We start from the raw sequence: 16,242 nt of genomic DNA, 5'->3' as shown, positions 1-16,242 counted from the left end.
GATCACGGGCGGGGCAACGTTCGATGTCGGGGATCGGTCGTGACCGGCCGCGACGGACGCCTCGACACGCCTGGGAGGGAACCCGAGACGACGTCGGGCTCGGAAGCGGTACGGGCCGTCGCGTCGTGCAGGCGCATCGCTGCCGAATCTCCCCGACCGAGACGCGGTGGGGTGAGAGAACGACGAGACTGTTGCTCGCACCGCGGGCACGGAGCCGATGCGGAGACTTCACTCATGGGAACGGAGACGTCGAAGGGCCCGCAGTCGGCACATCGGAACTCGTACAGCGGCATCTGCATCGCCTCTCGCGCGTCGGTGCACCGACCATAACGGACCGAGCGGAAACCCGCGTGTCTACTTCGAACCTTCCTGCCGTCCGGATCTATTCGGTGACGCGCTCCCGTTTCGTCAGCACCAGCGGTTCACCTTCGGTGATCGCGATCGTGTGTTCGCTGTGCGCGGTACGCGAGCCGTCGGCGGAGCGGATGGTCCAGCCGTCCGGGTCGTAGACGATCTTGTCCGTCCCCGCCGCGAACCACGGTTCGAGGGCGAGCGTCAAGCCGGGACGCAGCACGAGCCCACGCCCCTTACGCCCGGCGTTCGCCACGTGCGGATCCTCGTGCATGGTGCGGCCGAGACCGTGACCACCGAACTCGGTGTTGACGGGATAGCCGTACTCGGCGGCGACGGCGCCGATCGCCGCGGAGATGTCGCCCAGGCGGTTGCCGGGGAGCGCGACGGCGATACCCGCGGCCAGTGCCACCTCGGTCGCCTCGACGAGATGCCGGTCCTCGGGACGCTCCGCGCCGACGATGATGCTGCGCGCCGAATCGGCGACCCAGCCGTCGATCGAGACCGCGATGTCCATGCTGAGCAGGTCGCCGTCCCGGAGCTCGTAGTCGTGCGGGAGTCCGTGCAGCACTGCGTCGTTGACGGACAGGCAGATGACGTTGCGGAACGGTCCGCTCCCGAACGACGGCGCGTAATCCCAGTAGCACGAGACCGCGCCACGTTCCTCGATCATGTCCCGTGCGCGCTGTTCGAGGTCGAGCAGGTTCACGCCGGGACGGGCGCGGCCCGTCAGGTCGTCGAGCAACTCGGCGATGAACGTACCGGTCACATCCATTGCCGCGATCTCACCGGGGGTCTTCAGTTCCAACACGTGGGCACTCCTCAGGATCACGAGACGGTATTTAAATACCACCCTATCGCGACAATCGGTATTTTCATACCGGCGCGGTTAGACTGCGGGTCATGGTGCGACTCCCTCTGACCCCGGAACAGCTGGCCGCCGGCAAACGCCTGGGTGGACGGCTGCGCGATGCCCGAGGCAGCAGGACGCTCACCGAGGTGGCTCAGGCCGCCGACATCTCGCCGGAGACCCTTCGGAAGATCGAGACCGGACGACTGGCGACGCCGGCCTTCGCGACGATCGCCGCCCTCGCACGGGTGCTGCCCGTCTCCCTCGACGATCTGGCCGAACTGACCCTTCCCTATGACGACCTGCAGCAAACCGGGTGATCCCACCCCGCATGACGTAACAGCAGCAGACATCGGCAGCGATATCAGGAGGCGTAACACCGCGACAGCGAAGGGACCCGAATGTCGATGCAGCCTCCGCCGGACGGATACGGCTACGGCTACGGCGCTCCCCCGCCACCCTGGCCCACCCCGACCCCGCCGCGACGACCGAAGTGGCCGTGGCTCGTGGGCGGTGCCCTGCTCGTCGCCGTCGTCGCCGCAGTCGCCGCCCTGGTCGTCGTCCTGACCCGCTCGTCCGATCCGGGATCGGAGAGCGCCGTCGCCGCGAGCCCGCCCCCGTCGACCGTGACGGTCACCGTGTCGCCATCCGCAGCCCCGCAGACCGAGGCGGATCCGCCCACCCCGCGAGCGCAGACGAGCCGGCCTGCCACCCCGAGCGGCTTCCCGACCAACGGCACCCTGAAGGTCGGAGTCGACATCACCCCCGGCGAATACGCGCTACGCCCGACGGATTCGCTCGGCGGCTACTGGGAACGGCTGTCGTGCCTCACGGGCGACTTCGAGTGCATCACGGCCAACAGCATCGTGCAAGGCAACAGCTACGTCACCGTGCTGCCGGGCGACCTGGCCCTGCGGATCGAGGATCTCGAACTCACAGCAACCGGCAATCCCGCGCCCGCGACCGGACCCGCACGTCCACTACCGCCCGTGTCGGCCTCCGAGGACACCGACCCCCAGGGTTTCGTCGGCATCCCCGAGGCGCGGTGCAACCACACGAATCCCGCCGTCGCCATCGGCCAGACGGCCGACTCGCTCGTCGTGGTGTGCGAGACCGGGGCCGGCCGGTACTACTACAAGGGCGTTCGTACGAACGACGGTGCGGCGATCGAGATCGACGACCCCGCGCCCTCGGGCGACGGTTTCACCGCCACGAACGCCGGTGTGCAGTACAGCATCTCGTCGCGTGCTCTCGTCATCTCCGAGGGGTCGACGGTGCTCGCCGAGGAGCCGATGCTGCAGTACTGGTCGCAGTGATCGGCGGTACCGGTGATCACCGGGGACGCGAGGCCGCCCGCCCCGCGCCGCTCTGCCACACACCGTGCACCCCGCTCGGCCCGATGCCTCGATCAAGAGCGAGCAGCAGGACGGCACATCCGATTCCCGACAGCACCAGGCTCGTGCCGAACAGCGCGGGATAACCGAACACGTCTCCGACCACACCGGCGGTGAAGCCCGCGATGCCCTGCACCACGACGATCGCGCACGCGAGCAGGGTGTAGTCGCTGCCGGCGTGGTCCCTGTCCGCGGCGTCCATCATGAGCGTGAACACCGCGACCGTCGCGGCGCCGCCGAGGACGTGTTCGGCCAGGCTCGCGGAGACGATGAGCCCGAACCCGCCGTAGCCGAGCGACGCGACGACGTACAAGGCGAGGCTCGCCGTCTGGGTCACGCCACCGATCAGCAGGGCTTGCCGACGACCGCGACGGAAGCACAGCCACCCACCGAGGGCGGCACCGCCGAGAGCGCCTGCCGAGGACAGCACACCCTTGACCAGCGCGATCTGCCCGAGGGTGAGTCCCGAGTCGGACATGAACGGACCGACCATCGCCGAGCCCATCGAGTCACCGAACTTGAAGCCGCCGATGAGCAGGATGAACGCGAGCATCCCGGGGCGGCGCAGACGCGTCCACCACGCGACCGTCATGCGGGTCGCGCTTCGCGGTTCCCGATCCGTCGTGGCTCGTCGCTCCGTGCGCGGCAGTCGCCACACCGGGATCGTCGTCAGCACCAGCAGGAACGCCATCGCGAGGAACAGGCTGCGCCAACCCGCGAGGGAGAACACCCACAGCAGCGCTCCTCCGCCGACGATCATGCCGATGCGATACGCGCCGACCTGGATGCCGTTCCCCAGCCCGCGCTGTGTCGGTCCGAGCAGTTGCACGGCCAGACCGTCGGTCGCGACGTCCTGCGTTGCCGAGAGGGCGTTGACCACCGCGATGCCGACGAGCAGCCACCGCAGCGTCGACGACAGGTCGAGGCACGCCAGGATCAACGACACCGCCGACGCCGCGAGCTGGAGCGAGAGCAGCCACTGCCGCCGCGTTCCGTAGTGGTCGACGTACGGCGCCCACAGGAACTTCAGCCCCCACGGCGCGAAGAGCACACCCGTCGCGCTGATCGCGATCAACGAGAAACCCGACTCGCGGAGCACCACCGGAAGCGCCTGGGTGAAGAACCCGTACGGCAGACCCTGCGCGAAGTACAGGGCGGCCAGCAGCGCGAGCGTGCCGGTCGGGATGCCGAGCCGGGCCGGTGCAGTCATGCGGACATGGTGGCAGAACGGTGCCGACCGTCCCCGACGAGCATCTGTGAACCGCGCCTCGCTCTCCGATCGCGCCACCGCCGATCACCCGAGGCGCAGCTCACGTCGCAGCCGATGGGAGGATGGTGCCCGTGCCGATGCCGTCACCCTTGCCCGTCAGGAACGGGGTCGGGCCCACGCGACTGCGTGTTCCGACCTCCGGTCCGTGGTCGACGGTCGCCGAGTACGTCGTCGCACGCTTCGACCATCTCGACGCCGACGATCTCTACCGCCGCTTCGACGCCGGCGAGATCGTGGGGATCGACGGAGAACCCATCGGTCGCGGCACCGAACTCGGAGCGCACCGGTTCGTCTGGTACTACCGCGATCTGCCCGTCGAGGAACCGGTGCCGTTCCACGAGGAGATCCTGCATATCGACGACGACCTCGTCGTGGTCGACAAACCGCACTTCCTGCCCACCACTCCGGGCGGGCGCTACCTGCGCGAATCGGCACTGGTCCGTCTGCGGACCCGCCTCGACAACCCCGATCTGACACCGATCCACCGGCTCGACCGGGCGACCGCCGGGCTCGTGATGTTCTCGGCCCGGCCCGAGACGCGCGGCGCCTACCAGTCGTTGTTCGAGAAGCGCCGGGTCACCAAGGTGTACGAGGCGGTGTCCGCACTGCCGGCGGAGTGGGATCCGGCAGCGCCGCAGATCGCCGGACGTCCGGTCCCCGTGCTGTACCGCAATCACATCGAGGCGCGACGCGGTGAGTTGCGCGTCGTCGCCGACGACACCCGCGAACCCAACTCCGAGACCCTGATCGAGGTGCTCGGATCCGGGGTGAGCGGGTCGGGACGGGCCGTTCTGCACACCCTGCTGCGCCCGCACACCGGTCGGATGCATCAGCTGCGAGTGCACCTGGCGGCGCTCGGTATCGGGATCCTCGGCGACCACTGGTATCCCGTGCTGCTGCCCGAGACACCGGACGACCATTCGCTTCCTCTCCAATTGCTCGCGCGGGAACTCGAATTCGTCGACCCCTTGTCGGGGGTCGAGCGTCGCTTCGCCACCCGGCGCAGCCTGGCCGAAGCACCGACCACGCAGGACTGAGTGCGCCCGAGCGGATCCTGGTCGATCCTGCGAAAACTCCGACATGCCCGGCTTCACGAAATACGCTGGTAGGCATGACCAAGGTCGTCGACGGTTACCTCCGGTCGCCACTGTCGGGCATCGCACCGTGGATCCTCATGTCCGTCCTGTCGGCCCCGGGACGGTTCGAGGAAGCGGTGTGTTTCGCTCTCGGCCTCGTCCTGCTGACGATGTGGGTGGGCGCGCGACGCGGCATCAAGATACACGCCCTCGACGTGTTCGGCGCGGCGTTCTTCGTCGTGCTGGCCGCGGTGGGCCTCATCGCGTCGGACGGCGTCATCGACTGGATGGAGATCTGGGCCGGTGAACTCACCAACATCGCGCTCGCGGTGTTCGTCGTCGCCACCCTGATCGCGCGTAGGCCGTTCACACTCCCCTACGCGAAAGAGGACACGCCCCAGGAGTACTGGACGTCTCCCCTGTTCATGAAGATCAACTACGTGATCTCCGCGGTCTGGGCCGGTGCGTTCACCTTCTCCGCCATCGTCGGGTTCATCGGCGACGCCGTGATGCGCGACCCGGGCAACTTCTGGACCGGCTGGGTGCTCCAGCTCGCGGCGATCTTCTTCGCGGTCTCCTTCACCGAGTTCTATCCGGACTACGCCGGTGCGAAGTTCGCGGCGTCGCAGGGCGAGTCCGAACCCGCCCCGTCGCTCCTGAAGCTGATCGACTGGATACCGACGTTCGTGCTGGTCGCGGGGATCTTCGGGTGGGTCACCGACTCGATACCGGACGCGGTCGGGATCGGCATGATCGTCGTCGGCATCATCGGCAGCGCCGTGATCGGCAGACTCTCACCGAAGATCGAGAAGGCCTCCACGTGACGCGGTGCCCTGGCGCCCAGGGGTGCGGATCAGGCCCGATCGATTCGGATCAGCGATGAGCGTTATCGGTCTCGATGTCGGTGGCGGTGCGTACCGTCGGCCCGATGGCAGCGAACAGGACCCGAGTGTCTCGCGTCGTGATGATGTGCGGCCCGGCCGGTGCCGGTAAGACCACCTATGCCAAGCGCCTGGAGCGCGAGGGTTGGACGCTTCTGTCGTACGAGGTGGAGTTCTGGGATCGCGGGATCACGACCATGCCCTCCGCCGACGTGGTGGCCGAGGTATCAGCAGACCTGAAGGCGCGCTTGCTGCGCCATGTGGCAGCCGGGAACGATGTCGTGCTCGACTTCGGATTCTGGTTCCGGCGACAACGTGACGAGTTTCGCGCACTGCTCGCACCGCAGGGCATCGTGCCGGAGACCGTGTACATCGCGACGGAGCTCGAGACCATCCTGAGCCGGGTCGGCGACCGGCACGGGAGGTGGGCGGACGATTGGCCGCTGACCGAGCGGACGGCGACGGAGTACTTCGAGCGGTTCGAGCCGCCGACGCCCGAGGAAGGACCGCTCGAAGTAGTCCGCTAGGCCGTGACCTGCTCCGAAGGACGCTCTGTCGCTTCCTCACCCACCGCATGTCGCATGCCCACCGCGTAGAGCACGAGTCCCACGACGATCCACGTGGCGAGGGTCGACAGCGCGACGAATCCGCCGGCACCGTCGAAGTATGCCGCGGAGCGCACGAGGGTTCCGGCAGCACCCGGGGGAAGGATCTGACCGAAGGTACCGAGTCCGGACGGCAGCCATGCCGACGTCGTCGCGATACCGGCCAGCGGATTGCCGAGGAACATCATGGCCATCGCACCGATGGTGAACCCTTTGGCGCCGAAGGCCTTCTGGAGTCCGGCCAACGGGAGTGCAAGGGCGGCGATACCGAGGGCCATGGATCCCGCGACCGGCCAGAAGGTCGATCCGATGCTTCCGAACGCGAAGGTGAGGATGGACGCGACGACGATGCCACCGACGGCAGCGAAGACGAGCAGGCCGGTCAGGTACCAGCCGTCGCTGCGCGGCAGGATCTTCCGGAATGCAACGACCGGGACGATGCCACCGAAGACGAGCGGGAAGGCGAGACCACCGATGCCGACACCGGTGGGGTCGGATTCCGGCAACGGAACGACGTCCTCGACGCTCACATCGGCCCCGAGTGCTCCGCCGACCGCCTGCGAGGTTCCGGCGAGCGAACCGGAGATGACGGTCGAGCCCGCGCCGGCGACCAGCGTGCGAACGCCCGACTCGTCGACGACGAACCCTCCGATGACGTCGCGGTCGTGGATGGCGGCGCGCAGTTCCTGCTCGGAGGCGAATCGCTGCGAGGTGTAGGCGTCGGGGGCGGCCGTCGCGAGCGACGTCTCGAATTCTTCTGCCGCTGCGGAGGTTCCGACGATACCGACCTGCAGGTCGTGCGGTCCGCTCTTCAGCGACGGCATGATGAAGACCAGCAGCATCAGCATCAGGATCACCCCGAGCCCGCACGTCATTCCCAGCAGCGACAGCACGGGATGAGGCTTGCGCGCGGTGGAGTCATCCTCGTCGGGAACTGTCGTCGTAGCGGCGTCTGCCATCGCGTCTTCCTTGTCCGAGCCCTCACTAAGTGGATGATTTTCCTCCACTTATATCGGAGAATAATCCTCCGGTTAGGATGGACATGTCAAGCGAAGTTCCTCACAGCCCACTCCGGAAGGAAGGCAACCGATGCGTGCCGATGCCGCGAAGCGTCGTCAGCTGATCGTCCAGGAGGCGCGCCGGCTGTTCGCCGTCCACGGCAGCGACGTCGCACTCGAGGCGGTCGCGGAGGCCGCCGGAGTCGGCATCGCTACCCTCTACCGGAACTTCGAGTCCCGGGCCGCGCTGGCCGACGAGGTCGCGCTGACGATCCTCGCCGACATGCGCGCAGCGGGCACCGAGGCCCTGGAGCGCGTCGGCTCCTCACCCGAGGACGCCTGGGTGGGCTACGTGCAACGGCTGGTCGAACTCGACCTGGGTGCACTCTCGGCCACCCTCGCCGAATTCGTGACCGACGAGATCTCCGAATCGGTGCGCGACGCCCAGGCGCAGACGCTCGCCGGGGTCGAGGAGCTGCTCGACGCGGTGCGATCCGCCGGCATCGTGCGCCCCGACCTCGACGCGCTGGAACTGGTCCTGGCGATCGGCCTGATCACCCGTCCCTTACCCGACGCGATCCGTGCGGTGACCCCGGATCTCGTTCCACGATTGGTGTCGATCGTTCTGGCGGGCATGCGACCGTCGTGAGCCGCGCGCACACCGACGACCCTGCGTATCCGCGGGCGTAGGATCGCAATCAGCCGGTGTCGGCGGCGCTCGATCGCGGGAGCGAACATGGGCAGGTCGGCGGTCCTGGACCACGCGCGGGCAGCGTACCGCGCGCGCGAGTGGCCGCGTGCCCTGGACGGATTCCGCAGCGCCGACACACTCGCCGTCCTGTCCGCGGACGACCTCGATCTGTTCGCCCGAGCCGCGTACCTCGCTGGTCACGACGACGCCAGCGTCGCACTGTACGAGCGCGCCTTCGCCGCACATCTCGAAGCCGGCGAAACCGAGAGCGCGGGTATCAGCGCCTTCTGGTTGTGCTTCCTGTTGATGGGACGCGGTGAAGTAGCACGGGCCGGAGGTTGGCTGGAGCGAGCCCGACAGTCGGGTGTCCCGGACCGACCGGACTGCGCGACCAGCGGATTCCTGATGATCCCCGGAGCAGTACAGCAGATGTACGCGAACCGGCCGACCGAGGCACTGCCGATCTTCACCGCAGCTCAGCGCATCGGACGGGCCTGCCACGACGCCGATCTCCTCGCTCTCGGTTCGCTGGGCGTCGGACAGTGCCGAGTCCTGCTCGGCGACGTCGACGGCGGGCTGCGGACACTCGACGAGGTACTCGTCGCTGTCGGACTGGGCGAGGTCTCGCCCGTCGTCTCCGGACTGGTGTACTGCGCTGTCATCGAGACCTGTTACGGCACATATCATCTGCAACGGGCGAAGGAGTGGACTCAGGCCCTCGGCCGCTGGTGCGACGATCAGTCCGGACTCGTGCCCTTCCGGGGACAGTGCCTGGTCCATCGCGCCCAGATGCTGCAACTCGAGGGCGACTGGTCGCAGGCGATGGACCTCGCCCGCCTCGCACTGCAGCGGCTGTCGGATCCGCCCGGTCAACCCGCGATGGGAATGGCCCTGTACGAGCAGGGCGAACTGCATCGTCTACGCGGTGAGTTCGCCGAGGCGGAAGCCGCCTACAGGTCAGCGGGCATGTACGGGCAGGAGGTACAGCCGGGTCTTGCTCTGCTGCGTCTGAGGCAGGGCGACACCACCGCAGCGGTCGCCGGAATCCTCCGGGGTCTCGGCGAAGCCTCGAATCTCGACCGGCCGCGGATGCTCGCCGCCCACACGGAGATCGCGCTCGCCACCGGAGATGTCGCAGCGGCCCGGCGCAGCACCGACGAACTCGAGGCGCTGACCCGGACGCAGGACGCCCCTGCACTGGCAGCGATGGCAGACCACGCGCAGGGCTCGGTCCTGCTCGCCGAAGGTGACCCCTGCGGCGCCCTCGAACGGCTGCGGCGATCCGGCAGGCGCTGGCGTGACCTCGGTGCACCCTACGAACGTGCCCGGGTACGAGTGCTGCAGGGTCGATGCTGCGCCGCACTCGACGACGACGATGACGCCCGGCTCGAATTCGACTCGGCAACATCGGTTTTCCACGATCTGCACGCGTTGCCGGATCTGCGTGAGCTCCGCGGTCCCGAACTCGCCGACGCACCGAACGGGCTGACGCCCCGGGAGGCCCAGGTGCTGCGCGCCGTTGCCACGGGCAAGACGAATCGAGCCATCGCCCACGAGTTCGTCATCAGCGAGAAGACGGTGGCCCGGCACCTGAGCAACATATTCACCAAGCTCGAGGTGTCCTCACGAGCGGCGGCGACGGCCTACGCGTACGAGCATCGCCTGCTCTGACTGGGTAGAACTGCCCATACGCTGCCACCTTCGATTGCACACTCCTCCCGACGCGGCCGAGGGGCGGCAGTGCCTAACGTCGTCGGTGTAGTTCCCTCACCTCGGGGAGTCGTCATGACCGTCCACAGCGCACCCCAACAGATCGACACCGTCGTCGTCGGCGCAGGTCAGGCAGGCCTGTCCGCCGGTTACCATCTGGCCCGCCGTGACCGTCCGTTCCTCATCGTCGACACGTACGGACGCATCGGCGACAACTGGCGCTGCCATTGGGACTCGCTACGCCTGTACAGTCCCGCCGGCTACGACGGACTGCCCGGCATGTCGTTCCCGGGCGACCCGCACCGCTCCCCCACCAAGGACGAGCTCGCCGACTACCTCGAGTCCTACGCCTCCCGATTCGATCTGCCCGTACTCGGTAACACCCGGGTGCGCCGACTCTCCCACGACGGTGACCGGTTCGCCCTCGACTGCGGCGACACGCGGATCGAGGCGAACAACGTCATCGTGGCCACGGGCACGTTCGGTCGAACCCCACGCGTCCCCGGCTTCGCTTCCGAACTGGATCCCGAAATCGTGCAGTTGCATTCGAGTGAATATCACGATCCGTCGCAGTTGCGTGACGGTCCGGTGCTCGTGGTGGGGGTCTCTCATTCCGGCAGTGAGATCGCCTACGAGCTGGCGGCGTCCCATCCGACGATCCTGTGCGGACGCGACACCGGGCAGTTGCCGGTGCGTGTGGACAGTCCCGCCATGCGCGTGTTGTTCCCGGTCCTGTGGTTCGTGTGGGGACATGTGCTGTCCGTACGCACCCCGATGGGACGACGTGCTCGCGAGGACGAACGGCATCACGGCGCGCCGCTGCTGCGAATCCGCCGGCGGGAGCTGGCCGCGCGCGGCGTCACCCGGATCACCGAGCAGGTGACCGGCGTGGACGAACTCCGCCCCGCACTGTCCGACGGCCGGATTCTCGACGTGACGAATATTGTGTGGTGCACCGGATTCCGTCAGAACTACGACTGGATCGACCTACCGGTGCTCGACACGGATGGCTGGCCGCGCGAGGAACACGGCGTGGTTCCCTCGGTGCCCGGCTTGTACTTCACCGGTCTGTGCTTCCAGTCGTCGTTCCGGTCGATGCTCGTCGGCGGCGCTGGCGCGGACGCGGAGTACGTCGTCCGTCACCTCGTCGCACGCGGCGCACCCACGTCCCCCGGAACGGATCCGGATCGGCACAGGACGCGCTACACGACGAAGCGGAGCTCCACCGCGTCGCCGTCGGCTACGACGTAGTCCTCGGCCATCGAGTCGGCCGACGTCAGAGCGCCCGTTCGAGTCCAACCTGGGTGCAGCCGTAGCCGAGCCGCGCCCCGAACATCCGAGCCCGCTCGTCGGACGCGTCCACGGCGATCTGCGCGAGCGTGGCACCCCGGTTCCGGCCGTGATCGTGGGCCCACTCGAGCATGGCTGTGCCGATGCCGCGGGAACGTTCGGACGAGACGACCCGGATTCCTTCGACGAGCAGGCGGGTGGCACCGCCACGGAACAGACCCGGCACGATCGTCAACTGCATCGTGCCGACGATCCGGCCGACCTCGTCGCGCACCACCGCGAGGTAGTGTGAGGGGTCGCGGGCGACGGCGTCGTAGGCCTCTTCGTATCGGGCGAGTTCCGCACCGTCGCAGGGGGTCTGCTCGTCGTCGGAGAGCAATGCGACGATCGCCGGTACGTCGGATCGACCGGCACGTTGCACCCGATAGCTACTGTCGCCCAACCGGATCTGCCCGCCGACCGATTCGCGGGCGCGGGCCTGCAACCGGGCGATGAGCAGGTCCAGCCAGCCACCGACGTGCCGTCGAGCCTCGACGGTATCGGGATAGCGGCACCGCAGGTGCAGACCCGAGTCGTCGAGGATGAACCACAGCATCACCCCGTCGGTGCGGATGGTCGCGCCGACGTACTGCGCCTCGAGGCCGGTGGCGTCGACCCGGACGGGAAGCCTGCGCAGGTCCAGCCAGGAGATCGCGAACATGCCCGGGACCTCCGGCATACCGCCCCACGGGCGCAGGATGTCCTCGAGGGGCCAGGATCCGAGCCGGACCGCCTCTTTGACGGCGTCCGCGGCCGCGCGAGGTTCGGGGACGGACGATTCGAGCACCGAATTGGTGATGAACCAGCCGACGGAGTCGTGCCAGGTGGCGTCGTACCGGCTGTGCACCGGGAACACCGCCCGCAACGGGACTCCGGCCAGTTCGAGGGTCACCTCGGTCATGGCCGCGACCACCAGCGCGAGGGTGGACACCCCGTCGTCCTTGGCCTGGGAGGAGAAGGCGGCGCTGTCGTCGACGTCGAGCACGTCGCGCACCTCCACACGTTCGCGTTGGAGACTCGCCACTCCGAGGGAGAGCGGGAAGCGCGGCATCACGTCACCGCTGGCGGCGAGCACCTCGGCCCAGCGCTCGTGGACTTCGGCGGGTGCGGCCGGACGGTCCTGCAGTGCCCGGGTGTGTTCCGCGAAGGCCGGTGTCGGCGACAGGGACGGTTCCCGTCCCGCGCGCACGGCGGCGAGGGCAGCGAGCAGGTCGCGGGCCATCCCCAGCATCGACCACATGTCGACGTGCGAGTGATCGGCGGCCACCACGACGGTCGGTTCCGTAGCGGTCTCGAGCACGCATAGTCGGTGCGACGGCCGATTGTAGGGCGAACATGCGCTGTCGAGGACGTCCCGGAGGGCGTCGTTGACGGCCTGACCGGGACCGATCGGATGTTCGACCCAGCCGCCCGGGCGGATCTCGGCCTCGTGCAGGCGCGGCTCACCGTCGTCGCCGTGGGTGAACACCGAGCGCAGGGTGCCGTGCCGCGCGATCACCGCCAGCCACGCGGCCGCGAGGTCGTCGGGCGAGACCGGCTCGAACAGACGGAAGGACAGAGCCATCCAGGAGCCGGGACGATCGCCCGCGCCGACGTGCCGCCGCTGGTCGAACGACACGGGAAGCGCCCGGCCGAGCCCCGCGACGGTGACGTCGTACCCGAGCAGTCGGCCGAACGGCAGGCGCAGGTGCGCCACATTTGTCAGCCGCATGCCGGGTATCCTAGGCGCCTTCTCCAGCAACTGCTTTCCGACATCGGGAGACGACGTGCCGACCTTCAGTGTGCCGGGAGCCGAACTCGACGTGGAGCTGAGCGACGAGGGTGGCCACCCGGTCGTCCAGCTCCACGGACTGACCTCGAGCCGCCACCGCGACCGCCTCATGGATCTCGACCTGGGCCGCGGGCTCAGCGGCACTCGACTGTTGCGCTACGACGCGCGGGGGCACGGCCACTCGACGGGGCGTGCGGTGCCGGAGGACTACCGCTGGCCGGTGCTCGTCGACGACCTGCTGCGGCTGCTCGATCACTACTTTCCCGGAGAGCGGGTGCACGGGGTCGGGCCGTCGATGGGCACCGGGACCCTGTTGCACGCGGCGGTGAAGGATCCGGAGCGGTTCAGCAGCCTCACGCTGCTGGTGCCGGCGACCGCCTGGGCCACCCGCACCGCGAAGGCCGCCGAGTACCGGGCCGCCGCCGATCTCATCGAGCAGCAGGGACTGGCGGCGTTCCTCATGCGCGATCTGAATGCACCACGTCCACCGGCCACCGTCGACGCGCCCGACACAGTCCCCGACGTCACCGAGGAGCTGCTGCCGTCGCTGTTCCGGGGCGCCGCACTGAGCGACCTGCCCGATCCGGAGGCCGTGTCCGGCATCGACGTCCCGGTGACGGTGCTGGCGTGGATCGACGACCCCGCCCACCCGGTGTCCACAGCGGAGGCGCTGGTGGGTCTGCTCCCCCACGCGAAGCTGGAGATCGCGCACACCCCGGCCGATCTCGCACAGTGGCCGAGCATCCTCTGCGAGGACGTCGCCCGGCACGGTTGACTCGCGGTGACGACGTTCGGCTCCCGACGCGGCTACGGAATGGGGGACAAAACAACTTTGGTGTTCTCGACCCCGATATACGGGGTCGAGAACACGAAAATGGGATCGAGCGGGCAGCGGTCGCCTTGCGAACCGCGTCATCTCGTCAGACGTTGAAGCGGAACGCTAGCGGGACGCCCATTTAGCCGAGCTACCTGCGGAAACGTGGTTCAGGGATGCCGCATTAGCCCCGTTGTAGCCCCACGCGTCCCATTTGGGCGTGTTGTCGGACCAACATGAGACGATCACGCCATGACTTACATCCATTGGGAGCCCGACAACGGCGAAGTTCATCACTACACCGACACGGGCGGCCTCATCGGAATCATTCGAAATAAGAAATTTTGGGCGACGAACATCCAGTTCATGAATGATTCGCTCGAACATGATTCCGGCCTGCAGAGAGTGACCAAATCCCTAGACGACGCCCTTAAGAGATTAAGGGAAGACGACTCGGGAGAAATCACCCACACCGATGAACTCCACGAATCCGTGCAGACTATCAAGAAAATGCTACGTGGAGCCGGGGCAAATCCCAAGGATGGTCAGTATGTGTGCTGTTTTTCCAACCACTATGACGACCTTGGGCAGTGGCGGGGCTACGCAAGGGACGGGTACTGCATCACCTTCGACAAGGACGAACTGACCAAGAGTCTATCGGAATCTCAACCAGATCAACGGTCCGTCAGGCACGAAAATGTCGACTACGGCCTAGGATTTGAGCAGAACGAAACTGGATACTCAGACGCGGTCCTACGCAAGCTGCACGAGATCCTTCACCGCCCCGACGCAAACCTGGAAGATCATGGATTTTCCGCAAGCGACCCAACTTTCGGAGATCTTGTCAGGCAGAACAACCGAAATGCGCTAGCTGCAATCGCGGGTGTAGCCGCCTACCAGCTTACAATTCCCTTCCTGAAGGAAAAGGGATTTGCCGCTGAACAGGAGATGCGAGTATGCGTCTCGTACCCCACTACCGTCGACTTCCGCCCCTCCAAAATCGGGCCGATCCCTTACACCGAACTCGCATTTGATCCGCATTCAATAAAGTCGGTTACCGTCGGACCAGGATTGAATATGGATCTCCGACAAGCAACACTTGAGTATCTGCTGGTTCACGAGTTCGGCAAAGACCACGGGATTCAGATCAAGAAGACAGGGCTGTCCTTCCGGGGCTAGCGCCTGATCGCTCGCAGAGATGGCAGACGCCGTGTCGCGCCGACAAGGGCAGAGTAGAGACTGTACAAAGACCACATGGATGGATGGCTTGTAGCACTGATCGGTGCGATTGGGGGCCTTGTGTCGGGCTCAGTGGCGTCATTGGTCGCCCCGTGGGCGCAATGGGGTGTCGATAAGCGTCGAGCACAACGTGAGCGCAGGACCAGCAAGATCAAGGTTTGGCGCGGAGAGATCGATAAGCTTCGGAAGACTGTCGAAGACTACCGGTCCGCGTCGGACGTTACCGACTACGACCCAGACTGCGAGCACTACCCACTGAAGGAGGCCGAGCTTAAGCGCGCGCTCGATCTCAATACTCAGCAGTGGTACCACAGCCTTCTTGAACAGCTGGACAACGACAAGCGCAACAAACTGGAGGTCGACCTGCGCAGGTACGCCCAAGCAAACAACGGCGAGCCTGCGATCGCATTGCTGTCTAGGACGATTGAACAGCTCGACAAACGCTGGGAGCTGTCCTAACCCCTGAGCGCTCGCACGTTCCACTGCTCCGGGGCTGCCGGGGCCGCGAACGCCGCGCCCATCGCATTGGCGACGGTGTCGCTGGCGTCCTCGTACAGGTGCCCGTAGGTGTCCATCGTGATCTTGAACGAGCTGTGGCCCAGGTGCGCCTGGATAGCCTTGGCGGGGACGTTTGCCGCAATGAGCAACGCCGCGCAGGTATGGCGCATGTCGTGGAAGCGGAGCGCGCTGGGCAGCCCCGCCTTGGCGACGGCAGCCTTCCACCACTTCAGGTAGAAGTCCCGGCCCCAACTCATCGGCTGGTCGGCACCCTCAGGTCCGGGCCATACGTACAACTGGGGATTGAACGCTCCTGCCTCTGTGCGCTCGGCGGCGAGGGCCGCCAGGGCGTCGCGCAGGGGTGGCGGGATGGGGACGACGCGCGTCTTGCCGATCTTCGGGCGAGTACAAGGGCGTGAAGGTCGGCGCTGAGTTCACGACGCCCAAGGGGTGGGGCGTGTTGGTCAAGGGGATCGTGGGCTACACGGCAAGCCGGACCGCCGGCTCGACATCACCCCGTCCCTCGACGTCGAGCAGAAGAAGCTCTCCGTGAAGGCGCGGCCCAACCCCAATCGTCGTGCCAGCGCGGGCACGAAGATCAGACGGTAGTGCTTGACCTGCGGCGGGGCGCACGGCACGGTCTAAACGGCCACCAGAGGGCAGGATGAGCGCCTGGCCTGCTACCAGGGAGTCCGTTCCCCTGGCCGGGCGGGCGAGTTCACACCAGGTAGACGTGGTCGTGCAAGCGACAATTCGGGGCCTGGC

17 protein-coding genes are annotated in these 16,242 nt (G+C 67.1%); 11 read left to right on the top strand and 6 right to left on the bottom strand.

Features of this window, described 5'->3' with window-relative positions; translation table 11 throughout:
* Positions 1 to 2: 2 nt before the first annotated feature.
* Entirely contained in the window at positions 3 to 293 is a 291-nt protein-coding gene (locus ACQR3U_RS06690; protein WP_072740540.1) for an FmdB family zinc ribbon protein, read from the bottom strand.
* A gap of 89 nt (positions 294 to 382) precedes the next feature.
* Positions 383 to 1,162 (bottom strand): type I methionyl aminopeptidase, encoded by a 780-nt coding sequence (gene map / locus ACQR3U_RS06685; RefSeq protein WP_230810034.1) that lies wholly within the window; start codon positions 1,160 to 1,162, stop codon positions 383 to 385.
* A 92-nt stretch (positions 1,163 to 1,254) separates the two neighbouring features.
* Between map and ACQR3U_RS06680 the strand changes: the two genes are divergently transcribed.
* A complete protein-coding gene (locus ACQR3U_RS06680; RefSeq protein ID WP_230810033.1) occupies positions 1,255 to 1,521 on the top strand; it encodes a helix-turn-helix domain-containing protein in 267 nt (88 codons plus the stop codon).
* A gap of 87 nt (positions 1,522 to 1,608) precedes the next feature.
* Complete coding sequence (locus tag ACQR3U_RS06675) at positions 1,609 to 2,517, top strand: hypothetical protein (RefSeq protein WP_269601329.1); 909 nt, start codon at positions 1,609 to 1,611, stop codon at positions 2,515 to 2,517.
* 16 nt (positions 2,518 to 2,533) lie between these two features.
* Here the strand turns inward: ACQR3U_RS06675 and ACQR3U_RS06670 are convergent, their stop codons facing one another.
* The gene (locus tag ACQR3U_RS06670) at positions 2,534 to 3,805 is read right to left on the bottom strand and encodes an MFS transporter (RefSeq protein WP_230810031.1); all 1,272 of its coding nucleotides are present in this window, start codon (positions 3,803 to 3,805) and stop codon (positions 2,534 to 2,536) included.
* A gap of 122 nt (positions 3,806 to 3,927) precedes the next feature.
* On the opposite strand from ACQR3U_RS06670, the gene ACQR3U_RS06665 reads away from it, so the two are divergent.
* The 3 genes from ACQR3U_RS06665 (at position 3,928) to ACQR3U_RS06655 (ending at position 6,349) form a co-directional block, all read left to right on the top strand.
* Positions 3,928 to 4,902 (top strand): pseudouridine synthase, encoded by a 975-nt coding sequence (locus tag ACQR3U_RS06665; RefSeq protein WP_019287979.1) that lies wholly within the window; start codon positions 3,928 to 3,930, stop codon positions 4,900 to 4,902.
* A gap of 74 nt (positions 4,903 to 4,976) precedes the next feature.
* Positions 4,977 to 5,765 carry a hypothetical protein gene (locus ACQR3U_RS06660; protein ID WP_033097256.1) on the top strand — a complete coding sequence of 263 codons (789 nt, stop codon included), beginning with the start codon at positions 4,977 to 4,979 and terminating at the stop codon, positions 5,763 to 5,765.
* Positions 5,766 to 5,869: 104 nt separating this feature from the next.
* On the top strand, positions 5,870 to 6,349 hold the full coding sequence (locus ACQR3U_RS06655) for an AAA family ATPase (protein ID WP_230810030.1): 480 nt from the start codon (positions 5,870 to 5,872) through the stop codon (positions 6,347 to 6,349).
* Here ACQR3U_RS06655 and ACQR3U_RS06650 read toward each other — a convergent pair.
* Positions 6,346 to 7,386 carry an ABC transporter permease gene (locus tag ACQR3U_RS06650; protein WP_230810029.1) on the bottom strand — a complete coding sequence of 347 codons (1,041 nt, stop codon included), beginning with the start codon at positions 7,384 to 7,386 and terminating at the stop codon, positions 6,346 to 6,348. The genes ACQR3U_RS06655 and ACQR3U_RS06650 overlap by 4 nt on opposite strands.
* Before the next feature lie 130 nt (positions 7,387 to 7,516).
* Here ACQR3U_RS06650 and ACQR3U_RS06645 point away from each other — a divergent pair, with 130 nt between their 5' ends.
* The 3 genes from ACQR3U_RS06645 to ACQR3U_RS06635 all read left to right on the top strand — a co-directional run bounded on the left by ACQR3U_RS06645 (position 7,517) and on the right by ACQR3U_RS06635 (position 11,077).
* Complete coding sequence (locus ACQR3U_RS06645; protein ID WP_230810028.1) at positions 7,517 to 8,074, top strand: TetR/AcrR family transcriptional regulator; 558 nt, start codon at positions 7,517 to 7,519, stop codon at positions 8,072 to 8,074.
* Positions 8,075 to 8,161: 87 nt separating this feature from the next.
* Positions 8,162 to 9,787 carry a LuxR C-terminal-related transcriptional regulator gene (locus ACQR3U_RS06640; protein ID WP_230810027.1) on the top strand — a complete coding sequence of 542 codons (1,626 nt, stop codon included), beginning with the start codon at positions 8,162 to 8,164 and terminating at the stop codon, positions 9,785 to 9,787.
* A 114-nt stretch (positions 9,788 to 9,901) separates the two neighbouring features.
* A complete protein-coding gene (locus tag ACQR3U_RS06635) occupies positions 9,902 to 11,077 on the top strand; it encodes a flavin-containing monooxygenase (RefSeq protein WP_230810026.1) in 1,176 nt (391 codons plus the stop codon).
* Positions 11,078 to 11,102: 25 nt separating this feature from the next.
* Here the strand turns inward: ACQR3U_RS06635 and ACQR3U_RS06630 are convergent, their stop codons facing one another.
* Positions 11,103 to 12,866 carry a GNAT family N-acetyltransferase gene (locus ACQR3U_RS06630; RefSeq protein WP_230810025.1) on the bottom strand — a complete coding sequence of 588 codons (1,764 nt, stop codon included), beginning with the start codon at positions 12,864 to 12,866 and terminating at the stop codon, positions 11,103 to 11,105.
* Between the two features lie 55 nt (positions 12,867 to 12,921).
* On the opposite strand from ACQR3U_RS06630, the gene ACQR3U_RS06625 reads away from it, so the two are divergent.
* The 3 genes from ACQR3U_RS06625 (at position 12,922) to ACQR3U_RS06615 (ending at position 15,438) form a co-directional block, all read left to right on the top strand.
* The gene (locus ACQR3U_RS06625) at positions 12,922 to 13,701 is read left to right on the top strand and encodes an alpha/beta fold hydrolase (protein ID WP_230810024.1); all 780 of its coding nucleotides are present in this window, start codon (positions 12,922 to 12,924) and stop codon (positions 13,699 to 13,701) included.
* A 291-nt stretch (positions 13,702 to 13,992) separates the two neighbouring features.
* On the top strand, positions 13,993 to 14,919 hold the full coding sequence (locus ACQR3U_RS06620) for a DUF2971 domain-containing protein (protein ID WP_230810023.1): 927 nt from the start codon (positions 13,993 to 13,995) through the stop codon (positions 14,917 to 14,919).
* Between the two features lie 75 nt (positions 14,920 to 14,994).
* A complete protein-coding gene (locus tag ACQR3U_RS06615) occupies positions 14,995 to 15,438 on the top strand; it encodes a hypothetical protein (RefSeq protein ID WP_230810022.1) in 444 nt (147 codons plus the stop codon).
* Here ACQR3U_RS06615 and ACQR3U_RS06610 read toward each other — a convergent pair.
* Positions 15,435 to 15,824, bottom strand: coding sequence for a site-specific integrase (locus tag ACQR3U_RS06610; RefSeq protein WP_230810166.1), 390 nt, complete (start codon positions 15,822 to 15,824; stop codon positions 15,435 to 15,437). The two genes, ACQR3U_RS06615 and ACQR3U_RS06610, sit on opposite strands and share 4 nt — an antisense overlap.
* Positions 15,825 to 16,242: the final 418 nt, after the last annotated feature.

Source organism: Rhodococcus sp. IEGM1339, from assembly GCF_050321925.1.
Lineage (GTDB): Bacteria > Actinomycetota > Actinomycetes > Mycobacteriales > Mycobacteriaceae > Rhodococcus > Rhodococcus pyridinivorans.
The sequence above is the reverse complement of the archived record's forward strand: the minus strand, read 5'-3'. Positions and strand labels throughout refer to the sequence as shown.